Source organism: Rummeliibacillus sp. JY-2-4R, assembly GCF_053847205.1.
This window is the reverse complement of the sequence record NZ_CM132623.1, coordinates 1,151,919-1,173,010: the sequence shown is the minus strand read 5'-3', so window position 1 is coordinate 1,173,010 and position 21,092 is coordinate 1,151,919. Positions and strand designations below refer to the sequence as shown.

Sequence of the window (21,092 nt, the reverse complement as noted above, 5' to 3'; positions counted from 1 at the left end):
TGGAATAAACATCCCCCACACTATTTTTCTTTTTTAAATCCCATATGCATAGCTGCTGCTCCACCACTATACGATTTATAACTTACATTTTGAAGACCTGCTTTTTCAAACATTTTTTTTAATTCTTTCATGCCAGGAAATTCATTTGCTGATTCTTGTAACCAAGAATATTCTTTAAAACTTTTCGCGAAAAGTTTACCAAATATCGGCATAATGAAATGAAAATAGAAACGGAACAATTGACGGTAACCCGGTATCTCAGATTGTGAAGTTTCAAGACAAACTACTTTTCCCCCTGGTTTAACTACACGATGCATTTCACGAAGTACTTGCATATAATCTGGTACATTACGAAGTCCAAAGCCGATTGTTACATAATCGAATGTATTATCTGGAAAAGGCAATTCCATAGCATTTCCTTGTATTAAATCTACTTGTTTTATTGCTTTTGTTTTTTCAATGCCTACATTTAACATATTTTGACTAAAATCTAACCCTGTTACATGGCCGTTATCACCAACAGCTTCAGCAAGCGCAATGGTCCAATCGGCTGTTCCACAACAAACATCCAATGCCTTCGAGCCTGGTTTAACTGCCATACGTTTCATGGTATCTTTTCGCCAATTTTTGTGTAATTGAAAACTTATCACCGAGTTCATCTTATCGTAACTACCGGAAATACTTTCAAACACCTCATGTACACGTTCTTCTTTAGATTGTGGTGTCACAATTACTCAACCTTCTCTCATCGTTTGATGTTCCCGCATATCGCTTTCGATATACTGCAACATTACAGCCTTCACTTCATCTAGTAGAATCGGAGAAGATTTAATACTTCTAATTAATTTAGATGAAAGATCAGAAATTTGTTGTTCAAGAATCTGCTCATACGTCTTATTTGCATACTCTTGTTGTTGCTCCAAAATTTTAACGAAACGATTCTTTTGTTTTGTTTTGTGCCAATTTCTTAATTCACGTTTAAATCTATCTAAAACAGAACCAAGTTCTACTATTTCAATATAACAATCAAAATCATATCGTTTCATAAATTGGCAGGTAGCCATAGATTCAATCACACGAAGAATTTCATGCCACTCTCCCAAACTTCGCTTTTGCGGCTCATATACTGCTGTCCTACATTCGCAAATTTTAGCGACTGCTTGCGACAATAAACGAATAAGCTCAACATCGGGAATTGCAGCAAGTGTTGTATAATACATACCGCTATAATAATCTCCGGCAAGTACAGTTAGTTGTTGACTTTTAGATGTCGCTTCTTGTTCATCAATTTCTTCATGTCCAAGTAAAGCTGCGCTTATCATAGCAACTGCACTCGCTGATTGATCTAATTCTTGTGACCATTGTTCACCATTGATCTTTGGTAACAATAAATATAGCAGCTGACCATCTTCAACAATTGGTTGACCTGTAAATTGAAGGAGCGTTCTATGATGCAATTGCGATATTATATTATTTTTTAGTTTGGATACTTGTTGTTCAATAATAGTTGCATTCATAAACTTTTCTCCATTTTCGTTCATTTCCTGTTGTCTGACTTCTTTTTAAAATTTATCTGAAATATTATTTTTATTTTTTTGAATCGCTTTCAATAACTCCGTAAGCTGTTTGTATTTCTGCTTTACCACGAATTTTCATAGCGGAAGTATGCTCAGTAAATTGTGCAATCATCACTTCACCATTATCTAACTTTTCAGAGTGATGGAACTTTGTATCATTCCCACGAGTTAAACCAATAACGTGAACGCCATCTTCTTTTGCACGAACTACAATATAATCATTTTGAGCCATTTGAAGATTCTCCTTCTTTTCGACAATTTCTTCACCCATCATACCACAAAAAAAGGCTAATTTTAAGACATTTGAATGAATGATAGAATTTCTGAACGTTTTACGTCATCATTTTCGAAAATACCTTTTGCTACAGATGTAACAGTTTTTGCTCCTGGCTTTTTAATACCTCGCATTGTCATACACATATGCTCTGCTTCGACTACCACATAAACGCCTTTTGGATTTAGCATTTCCATCAATGTATCAGCAATAGTACCTGTTATACGTTCTTGTAATTGAGGACGATGCGATACAGTTTCAACTGTACGTGCTAACTTACTAAGTCCCGCCACTACACCGTTTCGAGGAATATAAGCTATATGCGCTTTACCATAAAACGGTACTAGATGGTGTTCACACATTGAATAAAAAGGTATGTCTTTGACAAGGACTACTTCATCATGCCCTTCATGAAAAACGGTTTCAAAATAATCTCTAGGATCTTCATGTAATCCTTGGAACATTTCTGCATACATCTTTGCTACTCGTTTAGGTGTATCTAATAGGCCTTCTCTCATTGGATTTTCTCCAACAGCCTCTAATATCATTTTAACTGCATTTTCTATTTTTTCTAAATCAACATTTGAAGTTGAGTAATTTGTTTTTTCTAAGTTTTTTTCAATCAACATATATCCCCCATTATATCTATAAAAAGAGTCTCAAAATGAGAGTACCACACAAGCATAGTAATCGCAAAATATGAATTCAATTTTTATTATCTATTTTAAAGGTTTGTTAAATACAAATACAGTTTAATCTACGCCTTGAATTATGTACACTACGCTACTTTTTTACTTTGTTTTACGCATTACCAATTGACTATTGTTTTCCAATATGTATAACTGACGATTCAGTGCTTGCTATTTATCCGGTTTCAGCAGCTAGGCCTTCAAGTCGTTTCAGTCCCTCGGTTGAAAACTGAAAGGACGCTTTTATTTCGGGCCTTCCAACGCTTGTCACGCCTGAACGAGCCGCTTCATCACTTACTTTTATCCAGCTTCACGCGCCAGCCTCTCGAGGTCGCTTCGATCCCTTGGTCAAAAGCTAAAAGGACGCTTTTGAGTCGGGCTCTACAGCGCGCTTGTCGGAGGCCACAAGATGTGGGTCAGATAGCCGTTGCCGCAGGACGCGGCGTTTTTTAGGCTATCTTCCTTAAAACGGGCGCGTTCAGCACTTAAATTAAAAAAGAGCAGCCTTTTGGCTACTCTATGTAAAACAGATGCTCGTATTATTTTACAGCATCTTTAAGCGCTTTACCCGGTTTGAAAGCAGGTACTTTGCTTGCAGCGATTTCGATTTCTTTACCTGTTTGTGGGTTACGTCCTTTACGAGCCGCACGTTCACGTACTTCAAAGTTACCAAAACCAATCAATTGAACTTTATCACCCTTTGCAAGAGCTTCTTGGATAGTTTCAAATACTGCTTCAACTGCTTTAGTAGCATCTTTTTTAGAAAGATCTGCAGTTTCTGCAACAGAGTTAACTAATTCTGTTTTATTCACACCATTCACCTCCTCTCAAAGGGCCTGGACTAAATCTTGTAAAAAGATTATCACAACCCTTTTAGCTGTGCAACAATATTTATACTCCTTTTATCAAGTTTAAGCAAATAAAATCTAAATTCCACAAAAAAAGGCCCATTTACCTATGGGTAAATAGACCAAAAAGAGAACTTATTTATTTATAAAATAAACGTTACCATTCCATGATCACCTTTATTCACCATTTTTTCAATAGTTTGACGCATTCTTGCTTTGGCGTGTTTTGGTACTGACTCTGTTTTAAATGCGATACTTTCCTTCATGACATCATATAATGGCGTACCAAATAATTGCGTTTCCCATAAAGCATCACGATCATGTAGATATGCATATGTTAAATCTTTTAATAATTGTTGACTATAGAATTCTGAACCAATCAATGGCGCAAATTCTGTTGTCATATCAATTCGCAGAATATGGTAAGAAGGTGCTTTCACTTCCATTTTTACACCATAGAAATTATTTTGTTTAATAATTTCTGGTCTCGTTGGTTCAAACTCTTGTAACGTCGGTAAAGTAACACCGTAACCCTCTTTGTGCGCTTGCTCAATCGCTTCATGGAAGCGTTGATGTGATTTTCTCGCTTGTTGCGATTCTTTAATAAATAATAACCAATCCTTCTTACTTTGAATCGGTTCTTCTAACCATTCTTCGCAAATTTGTTTGAAGATTTCATTCTTTAATTGCAAGCTAATTACAGCATGGCCGAGACCTGCATCAACACTTTTCACTTGTGCTGAAGCAATAAAATCCTCTTGTAACAATTCCTTTGTTAAGCGCTCAATATCACGAATTTTATTTACAGATGCTGTCCAGTTATCGATAGATTGTTTAATCAGTTTGTTCAATTCGTGATTTTCTTCTAAAACATCTAACCAATCAGGTTTTTCCATTTCTAGTTTTGCAATAGGAAATTCATAGAGAGCTTCTTCTAAGATATGTCGTACTTCATTTAGTGACATTTGATCAACAGAAGTGGAAATAACTGGTGCGTTATATTGTTCGTGTAATTCTTGACATAATTCTTTTGCAGTATGATGAGCAGGCATTTTACTGTTAACAACAATGACAAAAGGCTTACCAATTTCCTGTAATTGTTCAATTATTTCTTGTTCTGCAGGGCGAACCGATTCACGTGGAATTCCATTTACAGTGCCATCAGTTGTTAATACTACCCCAATGTTAGCATGCTCTCTGATTATTTTATCAGTTCCAATTTTTGCTGCATCTTCAAATGGGATTGGTTCGTTATGCCAAGGGGTATGTACTAATTTCGGACCATTTTCATCCTCATACCCCTTTACACCATCAATAATATAACCAACACAATCAGCAAATCGAATTTTAAATGGCATTTCTTGATTGCCTACTGCAATTTGCGCACCATTGGCTGGAACAAATTTTGGTTCAGTGGTCATAATTACTGGTCCTGGAGAGCTTTGCGGTAACTCATCTTGTGCTCGTTGACGTTCCTTCTCATCCTGCATGTTCGGTAATACCATAATATCCATTACACGCTTAGTAAACGTGGATTTTCCTACTCTTACCGGGCCCACAACACCAATATAGATGTCGCCATTTGTGCGGGTAGCCATTTGCTCGTACACTTCTTGTGACATATACTTTTTCCCCCTTTTTTTCAGCACTATATCCTATGCACAAAAAAAACGTTTCATGCACAAGACATGAAACGCTTTTTTAGATTAACTTATTTGTTGTTTGATTTCGTTAAAAATTCCACTTCGTTTTTTGCATTCACCGTATATGGTAATGAGTAGGCAGGAAGAATTGGGTACTTATCAGAAAGTAAATAACGAATATCCTCACCCTGTTTTACTTTGACTTTCCCTTCGTTTATGATTCTTTGTAATTCAATCGAATAATCAATACAAATTTCACCACTGCCTTTAACAACTAGCGGTAAATTAGTATTTGAATAAGGACTTGGTACAGTTGGAGCTTGTTTATAGCCCATTTTTTTATAATCAAATTGATATACATCATCTTTTATTTGTTTTGAAATAGGCATAAATCCATTTACGCCTTTTTTGATATTTAACTCACGAATTGTTTCAGCACCACGTAAGTCAACTAATTTTACTATTGGATGCTTACTTTCTGCATTCCATATAACGTATTGATAAATGCCGCCCTTTTCATAGGAATTACCTGGTGGCTTTGCAATATATCCCTGTGTTAGTTTATCAAAATTAATAGGATACTTAATATATTGATCTACATTTTGATCTCGGTTTTGAATAGGCAACAAACCATTAGTGTCTTTCCTATATTGATCGATTGCTTTTTGTATCGTTAAAAGTTGTGCCTCATCCGGAACTTGATTTTCTACTTTTTCTTTATCAGGATACATACAACCTGATAGGAGTACTGTCATAATTACGATAAACAATAATAGGTTAATTTTCTTCATGTACTACCCTCATTTATTTGAGATTAAAAAGACATAACAACAAACACCATCGTTAAAAATCCAATGATGAGGAAAATATATGCAATAATAGCTACAATTGACCTTAAAAAACTGTTACTAATTTTTTGTCTGCTTAAATAGATTAATCCTGATGCAACCAGCATAAACCCAATGGAATAAAAAGATATCCACATCATAGTCATTCCAGATATGCTTGTACCTGCAAGTAGCACTAAATCCGTCAACAGTACTACCACCTTTCTTATGTATAGTGAGCATACTCACCGTTGACAGTATAACATAAAGTGAAACTTCAATCAGTAGGGGATTTCTTCTATCCTCTACTGATTGTTAGTTGAACCAATCGGGTGTTTACGGGCAGTTATCTCCCACTTATACTTCTTCGAATTTTCTAAAGCCTTGAAGTGGGGGCAAAAGCCTGTTAATGCGGGACAAAAAAACAAGAGATGACTTATGCTCACCTCTTGTTTTCTATTAACAAATAGAGCACTAGTATAGTAAATGGCTTATTCTAGATTGCCCAATTTATCTTCGTACAAATTTGTGACAATTTTAAACTTTTACTCGTAAGTAGCATCTATTTCTTCTTTTTTCTCACGTAACATAAGTTTTTCAACGCTTTGATGAGGGTCTTCCCCTTCAAATAATACGCCATATAATGCATTCGTAATAGGCATAGAAACTTCGTACCTTTCTGCTAATTGATGAGCAGCTTTTGTCGTACGAACACCTTCTACTACCATTCCCATTTGGTCTAAGATTTCATCTAAAGACAATCCTTTACCAAGCATATTACCAGCTCTCCAGTTACGAGAATGAACGCTTGTACAAGTAACGATTAAATCTCCCATACCGGCAAGACCTGCAAAAGTTAATGGGTTAGCACCCATTTTCACACCTAGGCGTGAAATTTCAGCTAAACCACGTGTTATGAGCGCTGCTTTGGCATTATCACCAAAACCTAAACCATCAACAGCCCCTGCTGCTAATGCAATAACGTTTTTTAAAGCGCCACCGATTTCAACACCTACTACATCCTGGTTTGTATAAACACGGAAATAATGGTTCATAAATAGATCTTGAATTCGTTCAGCATCTCCTAGATTTTCACAAGCTGCTGCAACAGTAGTTGGATGATGTTGAACCACCTCTTCTGCATGGCTTGGGCCAGATAAAACTACAATATCCTCAATATATTCTGCGGGGATTTCTTCTCGAATGATCTCAGAAATACGCTTTAAAGTGTTCGGTTCAATCCCTTTGGAAACATGTACAAAAAGAATTTTCTTATTTAGTGTTTGCATCATTTTTTGGCAAGTTTCTCGAATTCCTTTTGTCGGTACTGCAACAACAATAATTTCTGCATGTGAAACAGCTTCAGAAATTTCAGAGGTTGCCTTTAAGTTATTTGGTAAAATGGTACTTGGTAAATATTTAACGTTTGTGTGTTGGTTATTTATTTCGTTTGCTTGTTCTTTACGATGTGACCATAGTAAAGTATCATGACCATTTTCGGCTAAGACAATGGCTAAAGATGTTCCCCAAGAACCTGCTCCTAGTACAGCTACGCGATTCATGTTGAAATCCCCCTTCAATTACTATTCATTGATGTTTAATCACGAGCCCGGGTGATTAATTTTATTGGTGTTCCTTCGAATTCAAATGTTTCACGTATACGGTTTTCTAAGAACCGTTCATATGTGAAATGCATTAACTCAGGATCATTTACAAAGACCACAAAGGTAGGTGGTTTTATGGCTACTTGTGTCACGTAGTAGATACGTAAACGACGGCCCTTATCTGTTGGTGCAGGATTACGAGCTACTGCATCTGAAATTACTTCATTTAAAATACTAGATTGAATACGCATCGCATGATTTTCACTTACTCGATTAATAATTGGTAAAATAGCATGCACACGTTTTTTTGTTTTAGCAGATACAAATATGATTGGTGCATAATCCAAGAATTGGAACTGTTCTCTTATTTCTTTTGTCTTTTCATTCATGGTTTTTTCGTCTTTTTCAACGGTATCCCATTTGTTCATGACAATAATAACTGCTCTACCAGCTTGATGTGCATATCCAGCAATTTTCTTATCTTGTTCTTGAATACCTTCTTCACCGTTTAACACGACTAGTACTACATCAGAGCGTTCAATTGCTCTTAATGCACGTAAAACACTATATTTTTCCGTTGATTCGTACACTTTTCCTTTTTTACGCATACCAGCGGTATCGATAATAATATACTCTTGTCCGTCATATACGTAATTAGAGTCAATCGCATCACGGGTTGTTCCTGCCACATCACTAACAATTACTCGATCATCACCTAAGAATGCATTGACAAGTGAAGACTTACCAACGTTTGGCCGCCCAATTAATGAGAATTTAATAACATTTTCATCATATTGAACCTCATCTTCTTTAGGAAAATGCTTTGCCACTTCATCTAATAGATCACCGAGTCCAAGACCATGTGAACCAGAGATTGGGAATGGATCTCCAAAACCTAATGCATAAAAATCGTATATCATATTGCGCATATCAGGATTATCAACCTTGTTCACTGCTAATACGACTGGTTTCTTAGTTTTATATAAAATTTTTGCTACATGTTCATCTGCTAAAGTAACACCTTCTCGACCATTCACCATAAAAATAATGACATCTGCTTCATCCATAGCGATTTCCGCCTGATGACGAATTTGATCTAAGAAAGGTTCGTCTCCGATATCGATACCACCTGTATCAATAATATTAAATTCATGTGTTAGCCAATCCGCAGAACTATAAATACGATCACGTGTTACACCTGGAATATCTTCCACTATTGAGACGCGTTCTCCTACAATTCTGTTGAAAATAGTCGATTTACCGACATTTGGACGGCCGACAATTGCTACAATCGGTTTCGCCATAACTTTTCTTCATCCTTCCGACTTCTAATAACTGCTATTATACAACAAAAAAGATGATGGCACCTGATATGTTCACCATCACCTACAATTAAAGTCATTTTATAACCCTTATTTTATCAAAATTTGTCTGTAATGCAAGAAAAAACAGACGAAAGCACATCGCTCCCGCCTGATTCTCTTTTATAGATGCCTTCTAAAACATTAAATTAATTGGCCGTTTATGCTTAGAAGATGCTATTTTTAATCTCTTGTGAAGTTTTTCAATTTATCACCAATCACATCACCAAAAGAGAAACCAGTTGTTTCTTCTGGAAATTCAAAATCTTCAACTTCTGGTTCATTAGCATTTTCCACTAATGCTTTAATGCTTAAAGATAAACGTTTTTCGTCTTTGTTCACTGCCAGTACTTTTACCTGTACTTCTTGACCTTCTTTTAATACTTCATGAGGAGATGAGATATGATTATGTGAAATTTGAGAAATATGCACAAGTCCTTCTACGCCAGGAAATACTTCTACAAATGCGCCAAATGTCACTAGGCGTTTCACAGTTCCAGTTAATACTGCTCCAACTGGGGCATTCTCCTCAATATTTGACCATGGTCCTTCTTGTGTATCTTTAATAGATAAAGAGATACGTTCTTGTTCTGGGTCTACTGAAATTACTTTAACTTTTACATTTTGTCCCTCTTTAAGAACTTTTGAAACATCGTCAATATGTTCGTGAGAAACTTGTGAAATATGCACAAGTCCATCAACTCCACCAAGATCAACAAAAGCACCGAATGATGCTAGTCGTTGAACTGTCCCTTCAATAACATCCCCTACATGAATGTTATTGATAACTTCAACTTTCTTCTCTGCTTTTTTGGCTTCTACAACCGCACGGTGAGAAAGGATTAAACGATTCTTTTCTTGATCCATTTCTACAATTTTATAAGTTAAAGTTTTTCCTTTGTAATCATCAAACGATTCAACAAAGTGATCTTCAACTAATGATGCTGGAACAAATCCTCTTACACCTAGATCAACTACTAGTCCACCTTTTACAACATCTTTTACTTCTGCTTCAATAACTTCTCCATTTTGGAATTTTTCAGTTAATACTTTCCATGAACGTTTTGCGTCAACTTGACGTTTAGAAAGTACGTATTGTCCTGGGTTTTTATCATCTGGTTGTTCAATTTTTGTTACTAACAATTCTAATTCATCATTGACGGAGACAGCGTCGGAAGCTTTATCCACATGTAAGCTTGAAAGCTCACTAATTGGTACTACGCCATCGAATGGTGCACCAGCGATTGTAACAACAGCTACTTTATCTTCAACTCTTTCTACTTTAGCAGTTACAATATCACCTTCACGGATTTCTCTTACTTCATTTAAGTTCATTTCTTCAGACATATGTAATCCTCCTTCACAATGTTCACTATCTATTTTATTAGAACTTGCTAGTAAAAACAAAATTTAACCCTTTAAATGCCATTATTTTTTATTTTCAGGATGATGTTCGTCTAATAATGCTTGAATATTTGCCATAATGACTTCTGTAACTTCTTCAGGTTTGGCCTTTTTTTCTCTAAAAGGTTCGATATCAATTGGCTTACCAAATACAACTTTGAGCTTTTTAAATGGTTGGTACGGTCCAATGATTGCACATGGTACAACATCAGCATTTCCTCTAAGCGCAAAAAAGCCCGCTCCTGAAAATCCTTTTCCTAGCTTACCGGTTTTGTTGCGGGTTCCTTCAGGGAAAATCCCCACAACTTGTCCCTCTTTTAATGTATTTACAGCTGCGCGCAGTGCTTGACGGTCACTTAACCCTCGTTTAACAGGAAATGCATGTACTTTAGGTAAAATAGTTTTTAAGATAGGCAGTTCAAAAAGTTCTTCCTTTGCCATGAAGTTAACGGGTCTAGGAGAACAAATACCTACGATAGGCGGATCCAAATTGGCAATATGATTAGAGCACAAAAGAATTCCACCTTCTTTTGGAAAGTTTTCTAACCCAATAATATCCATGCGATAGACTGGTTTAAGCAAAGTAAATACAGTAGACTTAGCAAATTGATAAAAGTCCATAATTATGCCATCCTTTCACTCGCTAATTTTAATATCGCATCTGCTGCTTGTTGAATGGTTAAATCAGTTGTATCTAAAAAAATTGCATCAGGAGCTTGGACAAGTGGTGAAGCTTCACGTTCACTATCTATTTTATCTCTTAACGCGATTTCCTCTTTCAATATTTCAATTGAAGATTCAATACCTCGTTGTTTGTTATCCTCATATCTGCGACGAGCACGTTCAGCCACTGTTGCTGACATAAATACTTTTAATTCAGCTTTTGGTAAAACTGCGGTAGCAATATCTCTTCCATCCATAACAACTCCACCAAGTTCTGCCATTTCTCGTTGACGATCAACCATGATTTCACGCATAGAGGCATGACATGATACTCTTGAAACATTTCCAGTAACCTCGTTTGAACGAATTTCTTTAGAAACATCTTGTCCATCAAGGAATACTAGTTGACCTCTTTCAGATGGTTTTAACTCAATAGTCGTATTAGCCAATAAATTGGTAACACTTTCTGCATTCTCTAAATCTATATGTTCTTTCAACGCTTTTAATGTGAGTGCACGATACATTGCACCAGTATCGATATAAGTGTAGCCTAATTTCTCCGCTACAATCTTAGCAATTGTACTTTTACCGGCCCCAGCAGGACCATCAATAGCAATTTGAATATTCTCTTTCACGGTTTCAACCCCTTCTTTCCGTAATATTGTAACATAGAAAAGCGGAGGGCGCTCGTTCAGCTTTGTCGGTCAAACGTTCTTCACACGCAGTCGGTGCTTGCACCGCAAGTGGGGAGGTTGTTTGACCCGAAAAGCTAGCGCCCGCAGCTGGACATACAGAAAAGCGGAGGCGGCTCGTCCAGACCCAAAAATCATTGGAAGGCCTGAATCGAAAGCGTTTTTTTGCTTTCGACCGAGGACTGATTCAATGAAGATTGCCTAAATTCGTGACATCCTGTCGCAACGGCTATCGGGTTCACATCTTGTAAACCCCGAGAGTCTAGCCACCGGAGCTGGACATTCAGAAAAGCGGAGGGCGCTCGTCCAGACTCGAAAATCGCATAAGCTTTCGACCTAAGTAGCCCCAAAACAAATACTTCAAAAAAAATTAAGAAAAAAAGCCCTCTAATCGAGGACTAAAAAGCTGTTTCCTTTTTACGCATTTGTAACTGCCTTTCAAAACAAAAACGAATGATATTTTGACGATCGACTTCATCTGTATTAGTAAATTGCAAAGGTGCAATTACAGTATTATCCTTTTCAATAAATCGTACAACTCTTGCTGTTGTTTGAACATATTTAATACCTTCATTAGAATTGTTAAATGGTAAAACAATCATTAATTGTAATTCATCATTTACTTTAAATGGGACATTCTGATTAATGATGATTGCCATTCCACCAGCACTGATATCTTCTGTGATAAATTGATAAAATTGATGTTCATAATAAATTGCAACATCCACAGGAGTTACAACCCTTACAAATTCTCGTCTTTGTATTTTTATCATCTCATTTTCAGTTGGAAAAGAGAGCATGATCATCGGAATATTTGATTTGATTCTCCCCAATACTTGTGTTTTAAAAGCATTGGCATTTTTTTCATCATCTACAAAAGATGCTCGATAATTTCCACCTTCTAGTAAAAATGATGTTTTATTAGTTGTTACACTAACTGGATAATCTATATAGATTACATTATTTTTTTGCTCAACAATTTTACAACGAAAACGTTCATTAACATCTGAAGTAGTTGATTCTAATATAATATTAGTGCCAATTTTCAATTCCATTGCAATCCCCTTCTATGATTCTTAAGTTGTATATTAATTATGCCATGGAATAGTCGAATTGGCTATTAGAAATGAATCTTATAGGCAATGAGGTTTATGTTGATAGCTTCTCATTTTTGATTACTTCCCCTGTTTCAGTATCCACTAATATTTTATACGTATGAGGAACGGTTGAAGAATCTACCCGTACTGTTAATTCATAACAAAGTCTTTCTTCATAGTTTTTATTTTCGCTATATGCCAAATCTTCTTCTTCAATTTTGGCATCATTATTGAAAAATTCATTCCAATCTATTTTTTTCATTATTTGTGGTTTAAGCACTTCTTTTTGGATATACTCAACACCATTTAAACCAATTACCTCACCTGTGTCTTTTGCAATTTTCACTTGTACTCCATCTGCGTAGACTTTTGCTTTCGTTTTTCCATCAATTCTTGCATAAGTTATATGCCAAACATCACTATTTTCTAAAGCGTTTGTTTCTTTCACATCTTTATAACCTAATTCTTTTAGTCTCGAATCAGCAGAACGTTTAATTTGGTCAAGTGATAATGCCTTATTTTCAAACGGTCTTTCTGCTAAGTAAGACAACAGATGTCCACCTTTTAAAGTTATATCGGCATAACCAGTTCGCTCCCCTTTATGAAAAACAATATGATAGAAAGGATATGGTGAACCTTTTTTACTTTGGTTTACTGATATTGTGGCGTTTTCTAATTCTGGGAACATGACATTAAAACGTTCGATCGCTTCTTCTTTTGTGATTTGTTTATCATTTATTTCTTTTAGTTCTTTCTTTTTCTCATGATCGGCTTCACTTGCAGTTAGAGGAAAATCACTTTCAGAATAGGTCTTTACAGAGTTTGTTAGGTTTTTGAAACCTGATGTATCTGCACCTGTAGTTTGTTCTTCTAACCATTGTTTGTAATTGTCATCAGCTTGCAATAAGTGTGAAGTGGCTATTTGCCAATCAGACGAAAAGTTTTGCAAGTTATTGGAAACCTGTTTGACATTTTCATGCCATTGGGCCGCATTTTCTTGTGATGTCATTGTCATTTTCGCATTATTTCCTAATCTTCCTAAATAATTCATCCATTCATTTGTAAAATCACGATCTAATGGTAAATCTGCAATTGAATACCGAATATCTGAAGATAATCTCCATACATCCTGAAGAGAATTATTTAATGCAGTAGGGTCTTTATCTAGTAAAGACTGTTGAACTGCTTGTTGTAATTGATTTAACTGTGTTGAGGCATCTACCATTTTATTTGTATACTCACCACGCAATAAATGTTTAAGTGATTGATTCTCCCTTTGAGAAGCAACACTAAAAATGAGGCAAGCGATTAGAGCATAACTAACTAGAAAAAGTGTTTTTTTCATCTTAATCCTCCCTCCTAAATACAGAATATATGATCACCAATTTGTTTAATTTGCTTTCTTGTCCAAATCCATGGACTTGTAGCTGTTTTCGGATTGAAATAGTATAAAGCGTTTTCTGAAGGATCCCAACCATTCATTGCATCTAACACCGCTTCCATTGCTTGCTTATTCGGTTCAAGCCAAATTTGCCCATCCGCAACCGCGGTAAATGCTCTAGGTTGGAAAATTATTCCTGAAATTGTATTTGGAAAGTCTGGACTATCGAGGCGATTTAAAATAACTGCTGCCACTGCCACTTGACCTTCATATGGTTCTCCACGCGCTTCACCATATACAGCGTTAGAAATTAACTTCAAATCTTCTTCAGTGAAATTGCTAGGTACTTGCATATTGGTACCTTTACCTGGTCCTTTTGAAGCTTGTGAATCAAAATCTTGTCCACCATAATGTGTAAATTTATTTCCTTTATTGATTTGATCCATCACATAGGTTTTATTGTATTTCGAAACAGAAGTTAGTTTCTGTTTGGTTGTACTCCCTGCTACTCCATCAACAGGCAAGCCATATTGATCTTGGAAATTTCTTAAAGCCCAATATGTTCCGTATCCAAATTTCCCATCAATTGTCCCGTTATAAAAACCGATATATTGAAGTCTTGATTGTAATTCAATTACATCATCACCAAAAGCACCTCTAGCAATTTCTTGATTTGAAAAAGCATTGCTATGATGAGGTGCTACACTAGTAAGGAAAAAACTCAATACCAATAACAACAGAATTTTATAATATCTCATTTCATAACTCTCCTTTTTCACTAGGATGGTTCTAGATGACTTTTTTATACAAAAAAACTGAGAGTATTTTCTACTCTCAGTTAATATTTTTTATATCTTCTTTTGTGCAAATAGCATTTGGACTAAGTCTTGATGTGCCCTTTTGACTTTTCGTAATGCAAACCACCATAAAAAAAGCATAAATGGCAACATAATATATGTCCAGCTACCTTCAATAGTTAATATAAAATTATATACAATATGCAAAACTATCGGTGCAAACAGAGCAATAATCCGAAACTGCATCGAAAGATCAATATTTGAAAACTTGGCTCTTCCAAAATAATATCCCATAACTACGCCAAATAAAGCATGACTAGAAACAGGCATTAATGCTCGCATAATTGCCGTATCAACACCAAATGATAACATATATAGAATATTTTCAACTGTTGCAAATCCTAACGAAATGCTCACACCATATAAAATTCCGTCGTATGGATCATCGAATTCAATATGATGATAAATAGCAACCATTAAAATAAACCATTTAAAAAATTCTTCCACTACTCCTGAAAAGAATACATCTTGAATTAGTATATTTTGAAATATATGTTCCTCTTTTAATACGTATTGTAAAAACAAAATGGGAAAAGTTAATATTGCACCATATAAAAATGTGTGGAACAATGTTCTTCTAGGTTCAGTAGCCATTTGATTTCGTAAATAGAAAAAGCTAAAGAGAGCTAGAACAGGAGCAATGGATACTGATAAGAGTACAAACATTTAGTAGCTCCTTTCAATCCATCTCTTATTAGTATACCATTCTATATGGTATGGAAAATTAAAATAGGAGGATTTGTTATGAAAAAAACGATATTACTAATACATACTGGTGGAACTATTTCAATGCATGTCAGCAAAGAATCAGGTGCTGTAGTTCCAGATTCTACAAATCCTTTAATGCATGAAAGCAAAAAGTTAGAGAAAATTGCACACATTCTTGAAGTGGAAGCGTTTAATCTCCCTTCTCCACACATGACTCCGCAAAAAATGTTAGAATTGCGAAATATAATAATAGATCAATTAAATAAACATCAAATTGATGGGATAGTAATTACGCATGGTACAGATACACTAGAGGAAACTGCTTATTTTCTAGAACTAACAACAAATTTAGAAATACCAATTGTTTTAACAGGTGCAATGCGCTCATCTAATGAGCTTGGCGCTGATGGTGTCTATAATTTAGTAGAATCTGTCCGGGTGGCCTCAGCTGAAGATGCCAAAAACAAAGGTGTACTTGTTGTAATGAATGATGAAGTACATTCTGCAGTAAATGTAACAAAAACTTCTACGAGTTCTGTTTCTACGTTTCAATCACCTCAATACGGACCGCTCGGACTTGTAACAAAAACAATGATTCATTTTCATCAAGCTCCATTAAAAAGAGAATTTGTAGAGGTAAATACACTTGATAAGAAAGTTGCATTATTTAAAGTATATGCTGGTATGGAGGCAGATTTAATACACTCTGCAATTGATTGTAACTATGATGGGGTTGTATTTGAAGGACTCGGTCAAGGAAATGTTCCACCTGCAATTATACCGGCTGTAAAAGAATTATTACATCGCCAAATACCTGTGATACTTGTATCCCGTTGTTTTAATGGGATTGCACAAGGCGTATATGGCTATGAAGGCGGAGGGAAAATGTTAGAAGACATGGGTGTAATCTTCGCAACTGGATTAAGTGGACAAAAAGCACGATTAAAATTATTAATTGGACTCAACCAAATTGATAAACCCATTGATGCGAAGAAATTTTTCAAATAGCCCTATATAAAGTCTAAATACGTTTAGCCGTGAGGACTGTTATTACTAAAAACAAAGCAAGGTATGTCTCGAAGTTATCTAGGGTGAAATATTTATAATCAAACTATTAAAAAGGTATTACATTTTAATGATGTAGTACCTTTTTTATTGTAGTTATATGTAAATATCAATGGTATTATATGTAATATTATAATCAAATTATTGGTATAGGAGGATATATATGAGATATGTTCAGGTATCTTCAAAAACATATAGGGATAATACAGGCAGGAGCATAGACTTTCCTACTCTTCTAGTTGAGTATAATGGAGAGACAATGCTTTTTGAACAATTACACAGATATCAAATAAAGAATCGTAGTAAAAGCAGAACTTGGCATAAGAAGTTAGTACAAGCTGTTGGACTATTGCTTGATTATATGGAAGCTAATCAGAAATATTATTCTTCTCCAAAAGAATTCTTTGATACATTTACGGAGTCTGTTTATTCAGGAACAATAAATGAAGAAGGTTTAGACCCTTCGGGACTTTATTGGTTACCTAAAAGAGTTGAAACAGCGAATATGCTTTTATCTACTTTAAATGGGTTATCAGATTGGTTAAATGAAGAATATGGAGCTGTTCAATTAAACCCTTGGAGAAAAGCCACAAGATATGAAGAACGACTTAACTGGATGGCACAGATAAACAAAAGTCAGAACTCATTTCTAGGGCATTTAAATAATGTTTATGAAATCTCTGAAACTGCAAAATTAGCTCGCAATGCTGTTAGAAGAAGGAAACCGTACTCAACAAAAGGAGATACAAAAGCCTTCCCCGAAAATAAAATACATAAGCTCATATGGGAAGGGTTTAAGAATACAAGAAAGAACTATGAATTAGACCTTGTTGACCGTTATAACTGGCGTGATATTGCCATTACTATACTGATGCATGGCGGTGGACTTAGGCATAGTGAAGTATTTCATTTATGGGTACAGGACGTCTATCCTGACCATGAAGTTCCAAATCTTGCTGTGGTACGAATCTATCATCCAAGTGAAGGAAAAGCCCCGCAGGATTTCAAGAACCCTACTACTGGTAAATATATAACAGACAGAGAAAGCTATTTGCTTTTAAAATATGGTTTGTTTCCACGCAATATGTATTCCGCACAGGACAAACGATTTGCAGGGTGGAAAGAGCCAAGACTTGATAACGATGAAGATAAATACATGCATGTTTACTGGTTGTCAAACGAATGGGGATACATCTTTATGTATGTATGGAAAATGTATATGGCAAAAAGGTTAAGAGATGGCATTAAGGATACTCACCCATTTGCCTTTGTCTCACATTCGCCTAAAACACTAGGAGAAATGATGCCACTTAGGACTCAGAGGGAGTCTCACGAAAAAGCGGTTGAAAAGATTGGTTTGACAGTCGGAAAGAAAGATGGCACTACTCCACACGGACATAGACACGCATATGGTCAAAGACTTAAAAATGCCAATATACCTGACCGAATCAAACAAATTGCCATGCACCATAAATCCATAGAGTCTCAGAAAGTCTACACAGAGCCAACAGTTGCAGATGTTACAGCTTCACTAAATAATGCCACTGCATCTTTGGATAATAGTTTTGTACTTCCAATGCAGACTGAAATTGATGCATGGATGAATGAAGAAACTAAACAGCAAAACAAATACAGATATAGGAGAAAATAAATGAAAAAAAAAAGTTATGATAATTTTTTTAAGTATAAAATGATTGAAGAACTTTGCAACGGCAAATCAGCAATGGACATTGAGCGAGGATATGGTGTTACAGATAATACTGTTATGAAATGGCTCCGAGATTTCATTAAAAACGGAGCTTTTGGTGATAATACATTATCACCAAAAGAAAATCTGAGCCTTGAACAGTTAAAGGAAAAAGCCAGAAAAAGAGAACTTGAGATAAAGGTTCATGGAACGTCCACGAGTGAAAACCTCGAATGGCTTTTAGAATATGATTCTGATTTACAGCAATGGAATGAATATGCCACGGTATGGCTAAAAACGTTTGTAAGAGACAAATCCTTAGCGCTTAAATCTCTATCAAACTTCTTTAAAAAATATGTTATTCCCTATAACATCACTAGGTCTGTGCAGGAGTTCATTTCAATAGAATATGACACCCCAGATTTTTACGAGATTATTTATGCAAAAAGAGGCTCACAATCCCATGCTTTAGCTGAAGCAAAAAAGATTGTTGAATTTGTTGACTGGATTATTGCGGAGAAGTTTTCGGTTGAAGATGATTTAGGAAACAAGCTTACTCCAGCAGAATTTAAAAATCCTCTAATAAAATACTTACCAGACTCTGTGAAATCATCGCAACGTAATGAATCAAATAAGAATGTCCTACCTTATAGATACATTAAATACCTTCGTAATATACTCTGCCCTCCAAATGCAACCTGCTTTAAAGACTTGAAATTTGCACAAAGTGCAGGCGATGCAAGTAGAACAGGTGGTGATTGGTTCATTATTGATAAGTCTGTTATTGATGAAAATGACACAGACTGTGTTTACAGATTCAGAAAAACTTCCAAGTATGAGCAGAGAAGAAAAGGACTTTCTGAAGAAGTATATGAGATGTGGTTTCCGGGGACTACTGTGTTGCTTTTGACAAAGCTCCTTCTTCCTTTGAGAACTTATCAGGTGCGTATGCTTGACAGTGGAGAAATGGATACTTATAAGTATGTGCAGTCTATACGAAATGTGGCTGGAGAATGGATTAAGAATGATTCACATTTAAGTCAGGGTACAGAAAGAAATCCTTTTGAAAGAGGCGTTCTTCGTAAATTCAAAGACAAAACAACGCAGCTTGAAATGACAGGTTTTTTTATCAACACGAATAAAACAGCAGACATCAACAAAGAGGAATCCGATAAAGGTTATGACATTCCTTGGCAGTACGAAGAAGCACAATACTGGCTTGCAAAACTAAGGGATTGGCAGATGAAGTACAATCCTATATCTCAACCTGCAAAATGGACAGAACTGACAAGAAAACACTTAGGACAGATAAAAGATGTGAGGATTTTAAAACAAATGGGGGAAATAACATTTCTTTTCAGAAATCCTACTTCAATAGGACAGGAACACTTGCCAATAGCAAAAAGCGGATTGGAATATTTTTGGTATAAGACACTTAAACAGCTTGAGGTTCAGCTTAAAGAAAATACATCATCCGAAGGAGAAAGAACATTAAAATTTGTGCGTCCAGACAGTGAAGCAACGACTTATTATCCCCTTCATTCACTCAGAGTATCACTTATAACTGCCTATGCTCTTGAAGGTGGAGTTCCAATGCCTATTCTTTCAAAGGCTATCGCAGGTCACGCAAGACTCATTATGACTCTTTATTATACAAAAGCAGGTATTTCGTATGTTACAGATACAATGAATCAGGCTGAAAATAGCATTCTTGAAAATGATAAAGAAGCTTTTGATAGATTTATTAGAGATACAAAGTATGAACAGTTAGAAACAAGTGTAGCTGCCAATGACCCAATAGCTTATCAGGCAGTAATCAACGCTCAAAAATCAGGTGCAAGTATTATTATAAGTGATAAAGGAATTTGTCCTAAAGGCTGTTTTGGATGCGATTCAGGTGGCACATATGTTAATGATGATACGGATAAAATCACTTATGGTGTTGTTCCGGGTTTTCCAGAGCAGAACTGTGTCAGATGTAGATGGTTCGTAACTAGTCCTGCTTTTCTTCCGGGCTTAGTGCATCATTTTAATACCGTAGGCTACAATATGGGCGAAACAGGAAAACGAGTGATTAAATATCAGCATGATATAGAACTTTTAGAAAATGAAAAATATGAATGTGAACTTAATGGAACCATATTTACAAAACATCATGAATTGCTTAAATATGAGCAATTATATGCACAGGAGATACAGAAGAATGATAAGCTAGCAAACGATTATAATGCCACTCTTCGTCTTATTGATAAGTGCATGAAGTTAATCAAAGAAACATCTTCTGATGATGGATTTCAGCTTGTTACCGTAGGTTCTATATCGGATGTTGGAATTTCTATTAATAACATTGAACATGAACTTGAACAGCTTCAAATCATCTGTAATGGGGCGGAACTGTTTCCTGAAACAGATGCAAGCAAGGCAGTTCTTCAAAGGTCTCAAATCATAGATTTAACATTAAAAAATAACAATAAAATGCCCGTTATGTTCTCATTAACAGAAGAAGAACAGCTCATTGCAGGAAATCAATTCATGAGGCTTTTGATTAATCGTGCAGGTAGTTTAAAAGATGCTATTCCTTATGCAATTGGGCGTAAGAAACTTGAAGAAATCGGGTTTAAGAATGAGTTTGTTGAAGAACTTAAATCTGTGACTTTAAACAATAATTTATTACCAATATAGATAGAGATAGTTCTACTATTGATTAAGAATAAT

General features: G+C 35.6%; 20 protein-coding genes. 3 read left to right on the top strand and 17 right to left on the bottom strand.

The annotated features are described in order from the left end of the window. Positions 1-20: 20 nt before the first annotated feature. The 17 genes from ACWV26_RS05470 to prsW all read right to left on the bottom strand — a co-directional run bounded on the left by ACWV26_RS05470 (position 21) and on the right by prsW (position 15,583). Entirely contained in the window at positions 21-728 is a 708-nt protein-coding gene (locus ACWV26_RS05470; protein ID WP_455897362.1) for a demethylmenaquinone methyltransferase, read from the bottom strand. Between the two features lie 6 nt (positions 729-734). Beyond that, on the bottom strand, positions 735-1,517 hold the full coding sequence (locus ACWV26_RS05465) for a heptaprenyl diphosphate synthase component 1 (RefSeq protein WP_455897361.1): 783 nt from the start codon (positions 1,515-1,517) through the stop codon (positions 735-737). A gap of 70 nt (positions 1,518-1,587) precedes the next feature. Next, the gene (gene mtrB / locus ACWV26_RS05460; RefSeq protein ID WP_455897360.1) at positions 1,588-1,809 is read right to left on the bottom strand and encodes a trp RNA-binding attenuation protein MtrB; all 222 of its coding nucleotides are present in this window, start codon (positions 1,807-1,809) and stop codon (positions 1,588-1,590) included. A 62-nt stretch (positions 1,810-1,871) separates the two neighbouring features. Further along, positions 1,872-2,474, bottom strand: a complete 603-nt coding sequence (gene folE, locus ACWV26_RS05455) for a GTP cyclohydrolase I FolE (RefSeq protein ID WP_455898184.1) — start codon at positions 2,472-2,474, stop codon at positions 1,872-1,874. A 605-nt stretch (positions 2,475-3,079) separates the two neighbouring features. Beyond that, on the bottom strand, positions 3,080-3,352 hold the full coding sequence (locus tag ACWV26_RS05450; RefSeq protein WP_455897359.1) for an HU family DNA-binding protein: 273 nt from the start codon (positions 3,350-3,352) through the stop codon (positions 3,080-3,082). Between the two features lie 179 nt (positions 3,353-3,531). Next, entirely contained in the window at positions 3,532-5,010 is a 1,479-nt protein-coding gene (gene spoIVA / locus ACWV26_RS05445; protein ID WP_455897358.1) for a stage IV sporulation protein A, read from the bottom strand. A gap of 89 nt (positions 5,011-5,099) precedes the next feature. Then, positions 5,100-5,822: a hypothetical protein gene (locus tag ACWV26_RS05440; RefSeq protein ID WP_455897357.1), complete on the bottom strand. Its 723-nt coding sequence runs from the start codon at positions 5,820-5,822 to the stop codon at positions 5,100-5,102. Between the two features lie 23 nt (positions 5,823-5,845). Beyond that, positions 5,846-6,067, bottom strand: coding sequence for a DUF2768 domain-containing protein (locus ACWV26_RS05435; RefSeq protein WP_455897356.1), 222 nt, complete (start codon positions 6,065-6,067; stop codon positions 5,846-5,848). Positions 6,068-6,403: 336 nt separating this feature from the next. After that, positions 6,404-7,420, bottom strand: a complete 1,017-nt coding sequence (locus ACWV26_RS05430) for an NAD(P)H-dependent glycerol-3-phosphate dehydrogenase (protein WP_455897355.1) — start codon at positions 7,418-7,420, stop codon at positions 6,404-6,406. Between the two features lie 35 nt (positions 7,421-7,455). Continuing rightward, a complete protein-coding gene (gene der / locus ACWV26_RS05425; RefSeq protein ID WP_455897354.1) occupies positions 7,456-8,766 on the bottom strand; it encodes a ribosome biogenesis GTPase Der in 1,311 nt (436 codons plus the stop codon). A gap of 240 nt (positions 8,767-9,006) precedes the next feature. Next, positions 9,007-10,170 (bottom strand): 30S ribosomal protein S1, encoded by a 1,164-nt coding sequence (rpsA, locus tag ACWV26_RS05420; RefSeq protein ID WP_455897353.1) that lies wholly within the window; start codon positions 10,168-10,170, stop codon positions 9,007-9,009. A gap of 81 nt (positions 10,171-10,251) precedes the next feature. Continuing rightward, positions 10,252-10,848 carry a lysophospholipid acyltransferase family protein gene (locus tag ACWV26_RS05415; RefSeq protein ID WP_455897352.1) on the bottom strand — a complete coding sequence of 199 codons (597 nt, stop codon included), beginning with the start codon at positions 10,846-10,848 and terminating at the stop codon, positions 10,252-10,254. A gap of 2 nt (positions 10,849-10,850) precedes the next feature. Next, positions 10,851-11,525 (bottom strand): (d)CMP kinase, encoded by a 675-nt coding sequence (gene cmk / locus ACWV26_RS05410; protein ID WP_455897351.1) that lies wholly within the window; start codon positions 11,523-11,525, stop codon positions 10,851-10,853. Positions 11,526-11,980: 455 nt separating this feature from the next. After that, on the bottom strand, positions 11,981-12,637 hold the full coding sequence (locus tag ACWV26_RS05405; protein WP_455897350.1) for a flagellar brake protein: 657 nt from the start codon (positions 12,635-12,637) through the stop codon (positions 11,981-11,983). A 94-nt stretch (positions 12,638-12,731) separates the two neighbouring features. Then, the gene (locus ACWV26_RS05400) at positions 12,732-14,024 is read right to left on the bottom strand and encodes a PepSY1/2 domain-containing protein (RefSeq protein ID WP_455897349.1); all 1,293 of its coding nucleotides are present in this window, start codon (positions 14,022-14,024) and stop codon (positions 12,732-12,734) included. Positions 14,025-14,038: 14 nt separating this feature from the next. After that, complete coding sequence (sleB, locus tag ACWV26_RS05395) at positions 14,039-14,818, bottom strand: spore cortex-lytic enzyme (RefSeq protein ID WP_455897348.1); 780 nt, start codon at positions 14,816-14,818, stop codon at positions 14,039-14,041. A gap of 90 nt (positions 14,819-14,908) precedes the next feature. Further along, positions 14,909-15,583: a glutamic-type intramembrane protease PrsW gene (prsW, locus tag ACWV26_RS05390; protein WP_455897347.1), complete on the bottom strand. Its 675-nt coding sequence runs from the start codon at positions 15,581-15,583 to the stop codon at positions 14,909-14,911. 78 nt (positions 15,584-15,661) lie between these two features. Between prsW and ACWV26_RS05385 the strand changes: the two genes are divergently transcribed. The 3 genes from ACWV26_RS05385 to gmtZ all read left to right on the top strand — a co-directional run bounded on the left by ACWV26_RS05385 (position 15,662) and on the right by gmtZ (position 21,059). Continuing rightward, positions 15,662-16,633: an asparaginase gene (locus tag ACWV26_RS05385; protein WP_455897346.1), complete on the top strand. Its 972-nt coding sequence runs from the start codon at positions 15,662-15,664 to the stop codon at positions 16,631-16,633. Between the two features lie 220 nt (positions 16,634-16,853). Next, entirely contained in the window at positions 16,854-18,341 is a 1,488-nt protein-coding gene (gmtY, locus tag ACWV26_RS05380; RefSeq protein WP_455897345.1) for a gamma-mobile-trio recombinase GmtY, read from the top strand. Next, positions 18,342-21,059 (top strand): gamma-mobile-trio integrase GmtZ, encoded by a 2,718-nt coding sequence (gene gmtZ / locus ACWV26_RS05375; protein ID WP_455897344.1) that lies wholly within the window; start codon positions 18,342-18,344, stop codon positions 21,057-21,059. It abuts the gene before it with no gap. Positions 21,060-21,092: the final 33 nt, after the last annotated feature.